This is a genomic window from Maribacter sp. (assembly GCF_039968975.1).
Taxonomy (GTDB): Bacteria; Bacteroidota; Bacteroidia; order Flavobacteriales; family Flavobacteriaceae; genus Maribacter.
Genome location: NZ_JBDVOT010000065.1, coordinates 31,729 through 44,432 on the forward strand (window position 1 = coordinate 31,729; position 12,704 = coordinate 44,432).

General features: G+C 34.8%; 16 protein-coding genes. 9 read left to right on the top strand and 7 right to left on the bottom strand.

The genetic code is table 11. The annotated features are described in order from the left end of the window. Positions 1 to 104: 104 nt before the first annotated feature. A complete protein-coding gene (locus tag ABJI11_RS04500) occupies positions 105 to 563 on the bottom strand; it encodes a hypothetical protein (protein WP_348349817.1) in 459 nt (152 codons plus the stop codon). Positions 564 to 656: 93 nt separating this feature from the next. Between ABJI11_RS04500 and ABJI11_RS04505 the strand changes: the two genes are divergently transcribed. Next, positions 657 to 1,400, top strand: a complete 744-nt coding sequence (locus tag ABJI11_RS04505; RefSeq protein ID WP_348349819.1) for a DUF3298 and DUF4163 domain-containing protein — start codon at positions 657 to 659, stop codon at positions 1,398 to 1,400. A gap of 2 nt (positions 1,401 to 1,402) precedes the next feature. Here the strand turns inward: ABJI11_RS04505 and ABJI11_RS04510 are convergent, their stop codons facing one another. Next, a complete protein-coding gene (locus ABJI11_RS04510; protein WP_348349821.1) occupies positions 1,403 to 1,861 on the bottom strand; it encodes a DinB family protein in 459 nt (152 codons plus the stop codon). A gap of 132 nt (positions 1,862 to 1,993) precedes the next feature. On the opposite strand from ABJI11_RS04510, the gene ABJI11_RS04515 reads away from it, so the two are divergent. Further along, on the top strand, positions 1,994 to 2,347 hold the full coding sequence (locus ABJI11_RS04515) for an ArsC/Spx/MgsR family protein (protein WP_348349823.1): 354 nt from the start codon (positions 1,994 to 1,996) through the stop codon (positions 2,345 to 2,347). Beyond that, a complete protein-coding gene (locus ABJI11_RS04520; protein ID WP_348349825.1) occupies positions 2,344 to 3,246 on the top strand; it encodes a DMT family transporter in 903 nt (300 codons plus the stop codon). Before ABJI11_RS04515 ends, ABJI11_RS04520 begins: the two co-directional genes overlap by 4 nt. Here the strand turns inward: ABJI11_RS04520 and ABJI11_RS04525 are convergent. Both ABJI11_RS04525 and ABJI11_RS04530 read right to left on the bottom strand, forming a co-directional pair. After that, positions 3,234 to 3,860: a GntR family transcriptional regulator gene (locus ABJI11_RS04525; RefSeq protein WP_348349827.1), complete on the bottom strand. Its 627-nt coding sequence runs from the start codon at positions 3,858 to 3,860 to the stop codon at positions 3,234 to 3,236. The two genes, ABJI11_RS04520 and ABJI11_RS04525, sit on opposite strands and share 13 nt — an antisense overlap. A gap of 109 nt (positions 3,861 to 3,969) precedes the next feature. Next, positions 3,970 to 4,443 carry an acyl-CoA thioesterase gene (locus ABJI11_RS04530; protein WP_348349829.1) on the bottom strand — a complete coding sequence of 158 codons (474 nt, stop codon included), beginning with the start codon at positions 4,441 to 4,443 and terminating at the stop codon, positions 3,970 to 3,972. 122 nt (positions 4,444 to 4,565) lie between these two features. Between ABJI11_RS04530 and ABJI11_RS04535 the strand changes: the two genes are divergently transcribed. The 5 genes from ABJI11_RS04535 (at position 4,566) to trxA (ending at position 8,335) form a co-directional block, all read left to right on the top strand. Then, the gene (locus ABJI11_RS04535) at positions 4,566 to 5,540 is read left to right on the top strand and encodes a nitronate monooxygenase (protein ID WP_348349831.1); all 975 of its coding nucleotides are present in this window, start codon (positions 4,566 to 4,568) and stop codon (positions 5,538 to 5,540) included. A gap of 25 nt (positions 5,541 to 5,565) precedes the next feature. Then, on the top strand, positions 5,566 to 6,528 hold the full coding sequence (locus ABJI11_RS04540; protein ID WP_348349833.1) for an alpha/beta fold hydrolase: 963 nt from the start codon (positions 5,566 to 5,568) through the stop codon (positions 6,526 to 6,528). A 158-nt stretch (positions 6,529 to 6,686) separates the two neighbouring features. Next, entirely contained in the window at positions 6,687 to 7,166 is a 480-nt protein-coding gene (locus tag ABJI11_RS04545; RefSeq protein ID WP_276493384.1) for a cytochrome c, read from the top strand. A 137-nt stretch (positions 7,167 to 7,303) separates the two neighbouring features. Continuing rightward, entirely contained in the window at positions 7,304 to 7,993 is a 690-nt protein-coding gene (locus ABJI11_RS04550) for a DsbA family oxidoreductase (protein ID WP_348349835.1), read from the top strand. Positions 7,994 to 8,038: 45 nt separating this feature from the next. Beyond that, on the top strand, positions 8,039 to 8,335 hold the full coding sequence (gene trxA / locus ABJI11_RS04555) for a thioredoxin (RefSeq protein ID WP_276493382.1): 297 nt from the start codon (positions 8,039 to 8,041) through the stop codon (positions 8,333 to 8,335). On the opposite strand, the gene ABJI11_RS04560 is transcribed toward trxA, so the two are convergent. Continuing rightward, positions 8,332 to 9,372 carry a lactonase family protein gene (locus tag ABJI11_RS04560; protein WP_348349837.1) on the bottom strand — a complete coding sequence of 347 codons (1,041 nt, stop codon included), beginning with the start codon at positions 9,370 to 9,372 and terminating at the stop codon, positions 8,332 to 8,334. The genes trxA and ABJI11_RS04560 overlap by 4 nt on opposite strands. A gap of 223 nt (positions 9,373 to 9,595) precedes the next feature. Between ABJI11_RS04560 and ABJI11_RS04565 the strand changes: the two genes are divergently transcribed. Next, a complete protein-coding gene (locus ABJI11_RS04565) occupies positions 9,596 to 9,871 on the top strand; it encodes a hypothetical protein (RefSeq protein WP_276493380.1) in 276 nt (91 codons plus the stop codon). A 9-nt stretch (positions 9,872 to 9,880) separates the two neighbouring features. Here the strand turns inward: ABJI11_RS04565 and ABJI11_RS04570 are convergent, their stop codons facing one another. Continuing rightward, positions 9,881 to 11,512 carry a SulP family inorganic anion transporter gene (locus tag ABJI11_RS04570; protein WP_348349839.1) on the bottom strand — a complete coding sequence of 544 codons (1,632 nt, stop codon included), beginning with the start codon at positions 11,510 to 11,512 and terminating at the stop codon, positions 9,881 to 9,883. An 82-nt stretch (positions 11,513 to 11,594) separates the two neighbouring features. Then, positions 11,595 to 12,569 carry a phytanoyl-CoA dioxygenase family protein gene (locus ABJI11_RS04575; RefSeq protein WP_348349841.1) on the bottom strand — a complete coding sequence of 325 codons (975 nt, stop codon included), beginning with the start codon at positions 12,567 to 12,569 and terminating at the stop codon, positions 11,595 to 11,597. Positions 12,570 to 12,704: the final 135 nt, after the last annotated feature.

Below are 12,704 nucleotides of genomic sequence, written 5' to 3' on the forward strand. Positions count from 1 at the left end.
TTTAACTTATCAATCTTAAAAGCCAAATTTAAAATTTGGCGGTCTTCTTAAATAAGCGCAAACCTATCGATTTAATACTTATTAGCTATGTTTTATACACCGTGTTAAGTATTGGTCTTTTTTCGTTCGAATTCTTTAATTTTCGCAAACGCTTTATTTCTGAATTTTTGACTGTATTTTTTATTTTCTATCAAGTAGTTCAGTCTGTTATTTAAATCGGTATTTATTTCAGATTCATTCAGCCACTCAATTCCTAATTCAGCCCAATAAGTTGAAATTCCAAAACTCAACCTCATTATTTCACTCGCTAATTCAGATAATTTTAAGTCAGCTTTTAATTCAGACTTATTGATTTTTTCATTCAGATAAGAGTCAAAATCGGTTCTTGTCATTTCGAGTATCGGTAGAATTCCAATTCCGCCACCTTCATAAAGTGATTTTAATCCTTCGGCTGTGTCAGCAAACCAATTTCCGTCATTATCCACTCCAGCAAAATATTCGCTATTTTTTATGCTGAAAATAGGTGTCCATTCAATATGTTTTCCGCTTTTTGTTTTTTTCATATCTATTTTTTCGACTTGCACCCAACACAAATGTATCGTTATCTTTCGGGGAATACAATGAAGCTGTATTTTTACAATAAATCTAATCTTTTCATGAAATCTAAGCTTACCTGCCTACTTATCTGTTTTTTGTTATTTGCCTGTAATAACAAGAATTCGCTTTCTTTTGAACCATTATCTATCGCTACAGATTCTTGTGAAAATTGTACCTCTGTACGCATAGAAATTCCGCAAGCGAACGGAAAAACAAAAATCAGCAAAACCATCAATGCAGCCTTAGAAGGTGAAATTATAGCTTTATTGAATTTTGATGAGGCAAGTAATGCACAAAATCTTGAAGAGGCAAAAGAAGCATTTCTTGAAGATTATAAAGAACTGAACGGAAAATTTCCGGAAGAATCTATGCCTTGGGAAGCAACAATCGAAGGAAATATCACTTTCGAAAACGAAAGCATCATCACCATTAAATTAGAATCTTACATTTATACAGGTGGGGCACATGGATATGGTACCAACCGATTTTTAAATTTTGATAAACTTAACGGCACCGAATTATACCAAGAAGATTTATTCACCGATTTAGAAGAATTTAAAACCTTCGCCGAAACACTTTTTAGAAAACAAGAAAACATACCTGCAGAAGGTTCCATTAACGACACCGGTTTTATGTTCGAAACAGAGCTGTTTTATTTACCCGATAACATGGGATATACAGAAAACGGACTACTTCTATTCTATGAATCTTACGAAATAGCATCTTTTGCTGATGGTCCGATCATACTGACTATACCTTACGTAGAGGCAAATACTTTTTTGAAGTACCCCAGAAAACTTTAAGACTACTGTTTTAACAAAAGACTAATCTGCCCAAGGTGCAACCCTTCGTGTAACAAATTAAACACTATAGCATCATCAACATTTTTAAGCGTAACCTTTGCACTTGTTGTATACTCGTTAAATGTTTGAAAAAGTGCTGTATCATAATCTTCAACAAGCCATTCTACGGTAGAAATTAAAAAATCTGCTACCATCATCATCTCTTCTTCGGTCGCTGTACCATCTGGCACGGTACCTTTACTGAATTTAGCAACAAAATCATTTGGTATACGCATTTGCAAACCACTTAACTTGTAGATAAGAAGTTGTTGCGTTGCTACCGTATGTGCTATATTCCAATAAACATTATTATTGAATCCTTCAGGTATTTTAAGCAGTTTTTCTTTAGGAGTCTCTGTTAATATCGCATGTAGATTTTTACGATTTTGCAACATAATACCAAATAAATTCTCAATCATCATTTCACATTTTATGGTTTGTAAAAATAGCACAATTAATGATATTTAGGTTTCTTTGTATTTCTAAAGTCTACATCTAACATAGGTGTTTTAATTTCAGAAAGACATAAAAACATCTTCCTTACAATCATACACATGAAAAAAATATATCATTTAAGTACTTGTTCTACTTGCCAACGTATTATTAAAGAACTGCAACCTCTTACTAATTTTGTACTACAAGACATAAAAACAGAACCTATTACTACCTCTCAACTTGAAGAAATGCATAGGCTTTCTAACAGCTATGAAGCTCTGTTCAGCAAAAGAGCTGTTTTATACCGAGAACGCAACCTTAAAGAACAAAACCTTTCTGAAGACGATTTTAAAGCGTTGATTTTAGAACAATACACTTTTTTAAAACGTCCTGTAATTATTGTTGACGAACAAATATTTATCGGCAATAGCAAAAAAGTGGTTGAAGCCGCTAAAATGGCAATACACCCGTGAGTAAAAGGTTATTAGCCATACTTGCCGCCATTGGAGCGACTACGATATATGCTTTAAACCATACTATTGCAAAAGGTGTTATGCCACATTATGTGCAACCTTTTGGGTTTATTATCCTTAGAGTTCTGGGTGCTGCAATTTTATTTTGGTTGATATCACCTTTGGGACCAAAAGAACGTATAGACCCTAAAGATTATCTTAGAATGCTAGTTTGTGCCGTATTAGGTATGGCTTTTAACATGCTAGTGTTCTTTAAAGGTCTATCACTTTCCACACCTATCAATAGCGCAGTACTGATTACAACTGCACCAATTATTGTTCTTATACTGTCTGCAATAATCTTAAAGGAAAAGATTTCTGGCAGAAAAATTTTTGGTATTGGGATAGGATTACTGGGTGCTTTAGGTTTAATACTATTTAGTGCAGAGGTAAGACAAGACGCCCCTAACATCCCCCTTGGTAACTTTTTGATTTTTATGAACTCTATGTTTTACGGATCTTATTTAGTTCTTGTAAAAGTATTGATTAGCAAATATCATCCGTTTACATTTATGAAATGGCTTTTCTCTTTAGGCGTGCTTATCTGTTTGCCTTTTGGATATCAAGAACTTATAGATATTTCATGGAGTACCTTACCTTTTGAAGCTTATTTTGGAATTGGGTTTGTAATTATAGGCACCACTTTTTGCACTTACCTTTTCAATATTTTTGCTCTTACCCAACTTAAGGCTTCTACATTAAGTGCTTTTGTTTACGTACAACCTTTATTAGGCATAGCTTATGCAGTCATTACTGGTCAGGATACTATTACTACAGTAAAAATTATTGCTGCTTGTTTTGTATTAGTTGGTGTTTATCTTTCTAGCAAAAAACCTAAAAGACAACTTCAAGGACAATAAATATGCGATTTTTTAGCATTTTCTAAATTCATTGATAAGATTTCTACAGCCTTATTTTCATCTCGGTGATGCATGGCAGAAACGAGATCAAGATGTATTTTCAAAATTAAATGCAAAGGCCTATTCAAACCCATCAAATCCATAAAAGGCAATATTTTGGCAGATTTATACATTTCATACAATGTTTTATTACCACAGTTTTTAATTATAAACTCGTGAAAATACCTATCAATTTTATAGAAAACATATCCGTTTTTAGGTCCATTTTCAAATGGCACCAAAAGACTTCTTAAATCGTCAATTTTAGATTGCGGAGCATTTTTGGTAAATAGTTTTACAGCCATAGTTTCCAGTGCAATTCTACAATCAAACATTTCTAAGATCTCTTGCTCACTTAATTCTCTAACAGAAAGACCATTGTCCAAACTACCTACTAGAAGACTCTCTTGTTTTAATTGTAGCAACACTACCGGTACAGAGTCGTCTTGAATATTTAAAGTATGTGAAAGTCTATGTTGAGTTATGAGTTGACCTGGCACCAGATTTTTGGTTACAATCAACTTTTTTACTTTACCGTAAGTCTCCTTAAAAATTTCTTCTGGTAGGCTAACCATTAAATATAAATTTTAATATTGGTCGTTATTATAACTTAACAGTCAAAGAGGGGGGACTAACTGTAATTCATCGTGTACTTTAAAAATAAAGTATTTAATATTACCATTGCTATATATTTTTAGGAATTTTCAAAAACCTTCTTGTGTCTTCTTTGGTCAAAACCCTAAAACCATCCGCTTTTTCTATATTACTGAATTTACTTAACAATTCTTCTGCCAATCCTGTTAGCTTTCTAGATTTCAAATTGATCCATGCACCCATCATTTCACAACGTGCAATATTTTCTCCTTTATCATTATAAAAATCATGATAGAATTCAAAAAATTTTCCATCTTCACTTAGTCCCTTTATTTCCAAAGAAACTTTTATATTATTCCCTAAAAAGGCTTCCTTAAAATAATACATATGTTCATAAAAAGCCACTGGACCTATTTTATAGTCTACCATTGTCTTTTGGTTAAAACCAAGCTCCATTAAAAAAGCCAATCTTGTGTGGCTCATAAAATTAACAAATGCCGAGTTTGCCAAATGACGATTTGCATCAATATCACTCCACCGTACTTCAAAATCCTTTGTATACATTCTAATAATTTTTGCTATGCGTGCATAATACTTTATAAAAATACCATAGTTTTGAAATGTAAGAACTAAAGAACATCGTTTTTTATAGTTATTTTTAAATCACGTTCAAAATTTACATCACTATGTCAAACAAACCCGCTTTCATAAAAGAGTTATCCTTGCCTGCAGTTGCAGCACCCATGTTTTTAATATCTGGACCACAATTGGTTATAGAATGTTGCAAGAATGGTATTGTTGGTACTTTCCCTGCATTGAACCAACGTACCAGCGAAGGTTTTGAAGAATGGCTTATTGAAATCAAATCTGCCTTAAAGGCATTTGAAGAAGAGACCGGAAAAAAAGCGGCTCCGTTCGGTGTAAATTTAATTGTTCACCAAACAAACCCTAGATTAGAGGCAGATATAAAACTATGTGTTAAACATAAAGTACCATTGATTATTACTTCTTTAGGTGCTGTTTCGCAAGTTGTAGATGCTATTCATAGTTATGGCGGATTGGTTTTTCACGATATTATCAAAAAACGTCATGCAGAAAAAGCGGCCGAAGCAGGTGTTGACGGATTAATTCTTGTTGCTGCCGGTGCAGGCGGTCATGCAGGTACTATCAACCCAATGACCTTGGTTGCCGAAATAAAGAAATTTTTCCATAAAACTATTCTCCTTTCCGGTTGTATCAGTACTGGTAGAGACATAGCCTCTGCCCTTCAAATGGGTGCAGATTTAGCATATATGGGTACAAGATTCATTAATACCAATGAAAGTAAAGCCACACCAGAATATCGACAAATGATTATTGATGCAGGCGCTAGCGATGTGGTTTATACTGCTTCTATTTCTGGTGTTCATGCCAATTTTCTTGGCGCCAGTTTAAAAGCGGCAGGTATAACTGAAGAAGACCTTAAAAAAGATGTCAAAATAGATTTCGGCAAAGAAATGAATACCGAGGCAAAAGCTTGGAAAACGATTTGGTCCGCAGGTCAAGGCTCTGCATTAATAGATGATTCTATAGCTGTCACCGAACTGGTAACACACTTAAAAGCGGAATTTAAAGAGGCTATAGAAGAACAAATGAAGGTTCTAGAAACATACCCTAAGTAAACATAATTTTAGCTTTTACAAATAGATGCCTTTAATTGACTCTACATACAATCCGCCATTATTTTTTAAAAACGGACACCTATCTACCATATATTCCGGGTTGGTTAGAAAAGTAGGTGATTTAGAGCAAATACGCATTCGTATTACCCTGCCTGACTCTGATTTTTTAGATACAGACTGGAGCTATGCTTCAGCTCCTTCTAAAAAATTAGTGATTATAATTCATGGTCTAGAAGGGAGCTCTAAGAGAGCTTATATACAGGGTAGCGCCAAAGTTTTAACACAATCTGGTTATGATGTTTGTGCCATTAACCTAAGAGGTTGCAGCGGCACTGCCAACAAATTATTTAGATCTTACCATTCTGGAGCTACCGAAGACCTACAGGCTGTTATTGAACATGTTTTACATTTAGATGAATACCAAAGTATATATCTGCATGGTTTTAGTCTTGGCGGTAATCTACTTTTAAAATATTTAGGTGAGAAAAGAGAAAGGGCCAATGAAATTAAAGGAGCAGTTGCCATTTCCGTACCTTGCCAATTAGCAGACTCACTGCACCAGCTACTTCAGTTCAAGAATGCCATATATGCCAAACGGTTCAAGGGAAATCTTATTAAAAAACTGAAATTAAAACAAGAATTATTTCCTGACCTTATTTCCGATACAGATATCGGCAATATTAAAACCCTTAAAGATTTTGATGATTTTTATACCAGCAAAGCCCACGGTTTTAATGATGCAATGGACTATTATGCAAAAAGCAGCAGTCTTCAATTCTTAGACAATATTAAAGTACCTACTTTAATAATAAATGCACTGAACGATTCTTTTTTAGGATCTGAATGCTACCCTGTAGAAATTGCAAAACATCATAGTAAACTTTTTCTAGAAATGCCTAAATATGGCGGTCATGTTGGGTTTTACGGAAACGATAACTACACTTATACAGAAAGGCGTACACTACAATTTTTAGATAATATTGCCTAAGTTTATTGAACAAATACAAAAACATTCATCTAATTTGTTACTTACTTTAGATTATTAGTTAAAAACTAAAATGGTTACTTGTTTAAATACACTTCTACCCGCAAAAATTCATATATTAGTCGCTCAATTTACTGACAACACTTAAAAGAAAGTTACGTATGCGCAAATTATTCACCTTATTAGCTCTTGGCACAATGATAATTAGTTGTGGCGAGAAGAAGGAAGAGAAAAAAGATGGTTTTGAAATGAACAGAACCAAAAAAGAAGCTAAAACAGAAACGGCAAGTGAAGGCGTGCCAGTTGATTTAGATAATAAAGGAGTTGGTCCTATTACCAGTGTTACTTTTGATGACGCTGTTAATGAAGAAATGGCCGCTGCAGGTAAAGAAAAATTTCAAACAATTTGTACTGCTTGTCATATGGCAGAACAACGTATGATCGGGCCTGCACTAAAAGGTGTTTACGAACGTAGAAGTCCAGAATGGGTAATGAACATGATTATCAACCCTGATAAAATGTTGAAAGAAGATCCTATTGCAAAAGCATTATTGAAAGAATACAACAATGCTATAATGCTTAATCAAAACTTAAAAGAAGATGAGGCACGTAACATAGCAGAATATTTACGTACTCTTTAGAGTTAAACGCCAACCTAATACCGAAAACCCTTTCATGTACATGAAAGGGTTTTCTTTTTTGCTTCATTTTAATGGTCACTTTTAAGCGTATGTTTTTAGCACTTTTTACGACCAATTAAGTATTAAACGATACATATATGCAAAACGATAAAATAAAAATAGATATAGTTTCTGATGTTGCTTGCCCATGGTGTTATGTTGGTAAGAAAAGATTAGAAAAAGCAATACAGGAATGGGACGGAGCAGAGATAGAAATTGAATGGCATCCTTTTCAACTAGACCCAAACATACCAAAAGAAGGATTAGATAGAGATACCTATCTCACTAATAAATTTGGCAGTGTAGAAGGACCACTTGAAATGACCAAAAGATTAGAAGAAAGTGGCAAAGAAGAAGGAATTAATTTCAACTTCGGAAAAGAATGGTTAGCAGTAAACACATTGCCTTTACATCAACTTTTACACGTTGCCGGCGAAGAAGGTTTTAAAGATGCTTTAAAAGAACGATTTATGAAAGCGTATTTTGACGAAAACCTTCATTTAAACGATGTTGCCGTTCTAAGTGCTATTATGGCCGAATATGATTGGTCGACAGAAAAAACAGAAAAAATTCTAAATGATGATGCTATTGCCTATGCGGTAAAGCAAGAAATAGCACATTACCAGCAACGCGGTGTAAATAGTGTACCTTTCTTTATCATCAACGATAAATTCGGTATTAGCGGTGCACAACCACCTGCTGCATTTTTAGAAGCTTTTCAACAAGTGGCGCCACTAAAAATAATTACTACAGGTGATAGTTGTGATCCATCAACAGGAATTTGCTAACTTAACATTAGCTAAAAGAAAATATTAATTTATAAAACAAAAGATATGAAATCATCATTTTCTGATATCATAAAAGGGGACACTCCGGTTTTAGTTGACTTTTTTGCTGACTGGTGCGGACCATGCAAAACACTAGCTCCTATTTTAAAAGATGTAAAAGGAGATTTGGGTGACGCTATCAAAGTTGTTAAAATAGACGTAGATAAAAATCAAACCCTAGCTTCTCAATATCAAGTTAGAGGTGTACCTACTATGATTCTTTTTAAAGACGGTAAACAGGTTTGGAGACAATCTGGTGTAGTACCTAAAAATGATTTATTACAGATTATTAAATCTAATTAATAGAATTTTAAACATACTGGACTAGGCAAATCAACCTGGCTTACAAAACTTAGAGTGCCATTTTCTGCATTTCTATTAAAAACAACAATATTGTTGCTACGTTGATTTGCTACCAGTACATATTTACCCGTAGGGTCAATAGTAAAGTTTCTTGGCCAATTGCCCTTTACAGACTCCCTACCTACTAATTCTAAGTTTCCGTTAGTTTCATCGACCTTAAATACAACTACAGTATTCTCCCCTCTATTTGTGCCGTAAAGAAATTTGCCATCTGGCGATAAGTGAAGATCTGCGCAGAAACTTTCTCCTTCAAAATCTGATGCTACCGTAGCATAGGTTTTCTTTCCATAATACTTGCCCTCTTCTTTTTGAAACATTGTTATCGTAGAATTCAATTCATTGATGACGTAAAGAAATTCTTCATCATTAGAGCTTACAAAATGCCTAGGTCCTGCACCTTCCGCAACCACTAATTCTTTCTGATTGCTAGGAACAAATTTTCCATTAGATAAGGTGTACTTTTTTATACGGTCAAGCCCTAAATCAGACACAATTAATTCTCCATTTAAAAATGAGGACATGTGCGCATGGGCTTTTCTCGTCGTATCTAAAACTTTATGGTCTATAATCTGTGGAGAAGGTTTTAGATTTCCATTTTCTAAAGCATTATAAACCGCTACATTACCTCCGGTATAGTTTGCTGCAGCCACTAGCTTGCCATCATTACTTACACCAACAAAGCATGGGTGTGCACCATGTGTAGATTGCTCTTCCACATAAACAAAAGAGGTATCTTTTACCCTGAATGTGGTAATTGAACCATCATCCTTCTTATAATCATTGACCTCGCTAACTGCATATAAAGAATTTTTATCTGGAGAAAATGCGATATATGATGGACTTTTAATTTTGGCTGCCAAAGTTTGGTTTGTCAACTCACCGGTACCTAAATTAAGATGGAATCTATAAATACCTTCGCTACCATTATCGGTATAGGTACCTACAAAAAGAACTTCCTCATTTTTTGACTCTTTCACCTTACAACTGTTTAAAATAATGAACCCAATAATTGCGATAAGCAAACTGACTTTACTCTTCATATTTCTAATACTCTAATCTATTAAAATTCTCCTTTGTAAAAGGAAAATCAATCTTACATTACAATCAATAAATGTATAAAAGAATTGTTCAAAAAATAAGAATAATTCAATTCTATGTAACAAAACCTTATAATTTACTACATATAAGAAAGACAGAACGATGGGATACGGAGGACAACCAATGAAAGTAATAAAAGCGAACAGGGCCTTACTTAAAAAAAGTAGAAGCTTTAAAGAGCTGCGCAAAGATTATTTAGATTATACAAAAGAAACCAAGCTACACTTCAAAGAACTTACCGATTTTGAACGCAAAATGGTGCGTGACAGAATAATAGCCCAAGCTAAAAAAGATAGTATACAAGAGGTAGGGATTTACATCCTTTCCATAACCATTGTTATAGGTGCATTCTATGCTATCTATTATTTTAACTCCTAATCTTGAGTTTTATAAGCCCCACAATTTAAAAGGGTTTTTAGTTTCTGGTTCATCTACTTTTGATTTGGAAAGGGGCTTGTCTACCATTACCTTATACGTGGGGTCTTCCATTACGTTTACGTCTATAATATCATCTGCAGCTGCCAATAAACGTATACAATCATTACTCAAATGACGTAAATGAACTTTTTTACCCACTTGGGCATAACGTTCGGTAATCTTATTCAAAGCTTCTATACCGCTCATATCTGAAACGCGACTTTCTTTAAAGTCGATAATAACTTCGCTTGGATCATCTTGAACATCAAATTTTTCGTTGAAAAGCGTAGTAGAACCAAAGAATAAAGGTCCATATATTTCATAATGCTTTACTCCGTTTTCATCTACATACTTTCTAGCTCTAATTCTTTTGGCACTTTCCCAAGCAAACACCAATGCAGATATAATTACCCCTATCAGTACCGCTAATGCCAAATTATGGAGAACTACGGTAATTAAAGTAACTAATATCATTACAAAAATATCTGACCTAGGCATTCTTCTCAAAGCTTTGAAACTTGCCCACTCAAACGTACCTACAGAAACCATAACCATAACACCTACCAAAGCAGCTATGGGTACCAATTCTATTACCGGTGACCCAAACAATATAATCACCAATATGGTCAAAGCAGCAATGATACCTGATAAGCGTGCTCTAGAACCAGCTGATAGGTTGACCAAAGTCTGTGCAATCATTGGGCAACCACCCATACCACCAAAGAAACCGTTCAATATATTTGCCCCACCTTGTGCCAAACACTCTCTATTACTATTACCCTTAGTATTGGTAATCTCATCTACCAAGTTCAAGGTCAATAAACCTTCTGTAAGACCTACAGCTGCCATTATTAATCCGTATGGCAAAATAATTTTAAAGGCTTCTAACGTAAAGGGAATAGTTGGTATGTGGAAAGATGGCAAAGACCCACTAAGCGATTTTAATTCCTCTCCCGGTAACGTATCTTGATTTATAATATCTACTACTTGTTTGGTCTCAATATCTAAAAAATATACTACTAGAAACACAACAATGATTCCTATTAACGAAGCGGGTACCGCTTTGGTAAGTTTAGGAACAAAAACAATTATTGCAATAGTAAACAACACCAAACCTACCATGGTATACAATGTTGCACCTGTTAGCCAAACCGCAGCATCACCCACACCTACTTTAAATTGATCCATTTGCGCCATAAATATGATAATGGCCAAACCGTTCACAAACCCGAACATTACCGGCTGTGGAACCAAACGAATGAACTTTCCTAATTTTAAAAAACCTACAATCAATTGAAAAACTCCTGCCAAGGCAACTGCCGCAAAAACATATTCTAAACCGTGAGAGTTCATTAATGCCATTAACACCACTACGGTAGCTCCTGCTCCACCAGAAATTAAACCAGGTCTTCCACCGAAAATTGCGGTCACCAAGCCCATAATAAATGCACCGTACAAACCTACCAATGGAGAAAACCCTGCAAGTATGGCAAACATCAACGATTCTGGAATCATTGTCATTGCAACCGTTAATCCCGCTAAAATTTCATTTTTATAATCTACTTTCTGATTGAAATCGAAAATATTGAGGTACTTCTGCATGCTCGATGAATTTAAGGGCGCAAAAATAAGTCATATTTACCGGCCTCGCCACTAACTAACATAATATTACCATATTATCTGTCTACCAGGCTTTTAATCCCAATAATTTCTCTCCTAAAGGTGATAATTTAGCAGTATCATATTTGGTTTGCTCCCATTTACGTGGATCACCCGGAAAAGCATATCCTTCTGGTGCAATTTTGTTCTTCCAAGAATTAACTCTCCAATTACGCATTTCTTCATTTTCTGGCTCGGCAGGCATCATTGAAATGTATTGTGCAATTCTAACTTTATCCTTAGACTTATTTGGTCTAATGCCATGCGGTTCCGTACTGTTAAAAATTAACAGATCACCAGCCTTCATTTTCACTTTTACAATTTTATCTTCCAAACCATCTAATGAAGGTTGAAAACGATCGCGGTCTTCTGGTTGTGTCAGTTTCCAAGAATCATAATTGCGATACAACCACGGTATACATTGAAAGCCTCCCATATTCTCATCATCTTGGTCAGCCAATGCCAATACTCCTTGGACATTTTGCGGCTTGGTTTTCGGATCATAATCCCAATGTATAAATCCTTTCTTGTCTACTCCTGATGGTAAAGGGAAATTTAAATTTGCCCGATCTATGGTAACCCAAAGCTTTTCTGTTCCCCAAACATCTACAAAAGCATCATATACTCTTTGGGTCTGTCTATTATTCCATAAATATTGATGGTTATAAACCTCAACCATTCCCGTTCCCGTTAGTTCTTTCATTTTCATTTCTGCCCTTGGTGGAGCGTACCAGGTTGAAGAATCGGTAGGGCTCTTTTCGTCAAACTCCCAAAGAAAATCTGCAGTTGCCTTTGCTTGCTCTAAAGACACCGCATTATTTATTACTATATAACCATTCTCTAACCAAAACTTCCAATCTTCCTCGCTGAGTACACGAAGTGGTTTACCATTAGATCTATCGTTCAATTTTTTCTTACTACTCGTTGCTGTTGATGGATTACCAGGTATATCTCTATGTGCTTTATTACCCTGCTCAACTTTGTTGTTTGTCTGTTGCATCGTATAAAATTTAAGGTTTAAGTATTTTCTAAAACTACTGAGGGTTAGCAATTTGAACTACCGTGATATTGACCATAATTTGAACGATATTGATTTTTTAGGCACGCCTCATTAAATTTAACTGCAATTTTGTTA

Bases quoted from the DNA above. Each gene is read 5' to 3' on its own strand.
- ABJI11_RS04545 (WP_276493384.1), top strand. From the start codon at position 6,687: ATGCGCAAATTATTCACCTTATTAGCTCTTGGCACAATGATAATTAGT.
- ABJI11_RS04530 (WP_348349829.1), bottom strand. From the start codon at position 4,443: ATGTATACAAAGGATTTTGAAGTACGGTGGAGTGATATTGATGCAAAT.
- ABJI11_RS04505 (WP_348349819.1), top strand. From the start codon at position 657: ATGAAATCTAAGCTTACCTGCCTACTTATCTGTTTTTTGTTATTTGCC.
- ABJI11_RS04565 (WP_276493380.1), top strand. From the start codon at position 9,596: ATGGGATACGGAGGACAACCAATGAAAGTAATAAAAGCGAACAGGGCC.
- ABJI11_RS04540 (WP_348349833.1), top strand. From the start codon at position 5,566: ATGCCTTTAATTGACTCTACATACAATCCGCCATTATTTTTTAAAAAC.
- ABJI11_RS04535 (WP_348349831.1), top strand. From the start codon at position 4,566: ATGTCAAACAAACCCGCTTTCATAAAAGAGTTATCCTTGCCTGCAGTT.
- trxA (WP_276493382.1), top strand. From the start codon at position 8,039: ATGAAATCATCATTTTCTGATATCATAAAAGGGGACACTCCGGTTTTA.
- ABJI11_RS04515 (WP_348349823.1), top strand. From the start codon at position 1,994: ATGAAAAAAATATATCATTTAAGTACTTGTTCTACTTGCCAACGTATT.
- ABJI11_RS04550 (WP_348349835.1), top strand. From the start codon at position 7,304: ATGCAAAACGATAAAATAAAAATAGATATAGTTTCTGATGTTGCTTGC.
- ABJI11_RS04570 (WP_348349839.1), bottom strand. From the start codon at position 11,512: ATGCAGAAGTACCTCAATATTTTCGATTTCAATCAGAAAGTAGATTAT.
- ABJI11_RS04500 (WP_348349817.1), bottom strand. From the start codon at position 563: ATGAAAAAAACAAAAAGCGGAAAACATATTGAATGGACACCTATTTTC.
- ABJI11_RS04510 (WP_348349821.1), bottom strand. From the start codon at position 1,861: ATGATGATTGAGAATTTATTTGGTATTATGTTGCAAAATCGTAAAAAT.
- ABJI11_RS04525 (WP_348349827.1), bottom strand. From the start codon at position 3,860: ATGGTTAGCCTACCAGAAGAAATTTTTAAGGAGACTTACGGTAAAGTA.
- ABJI11_RS04575 (WP_348349841.1), bottom strand. From the start codon at position 12,569: ATGCAACAGACAAACAACAAAGTTGAGCAGGGTAATAAAGCACATAGA.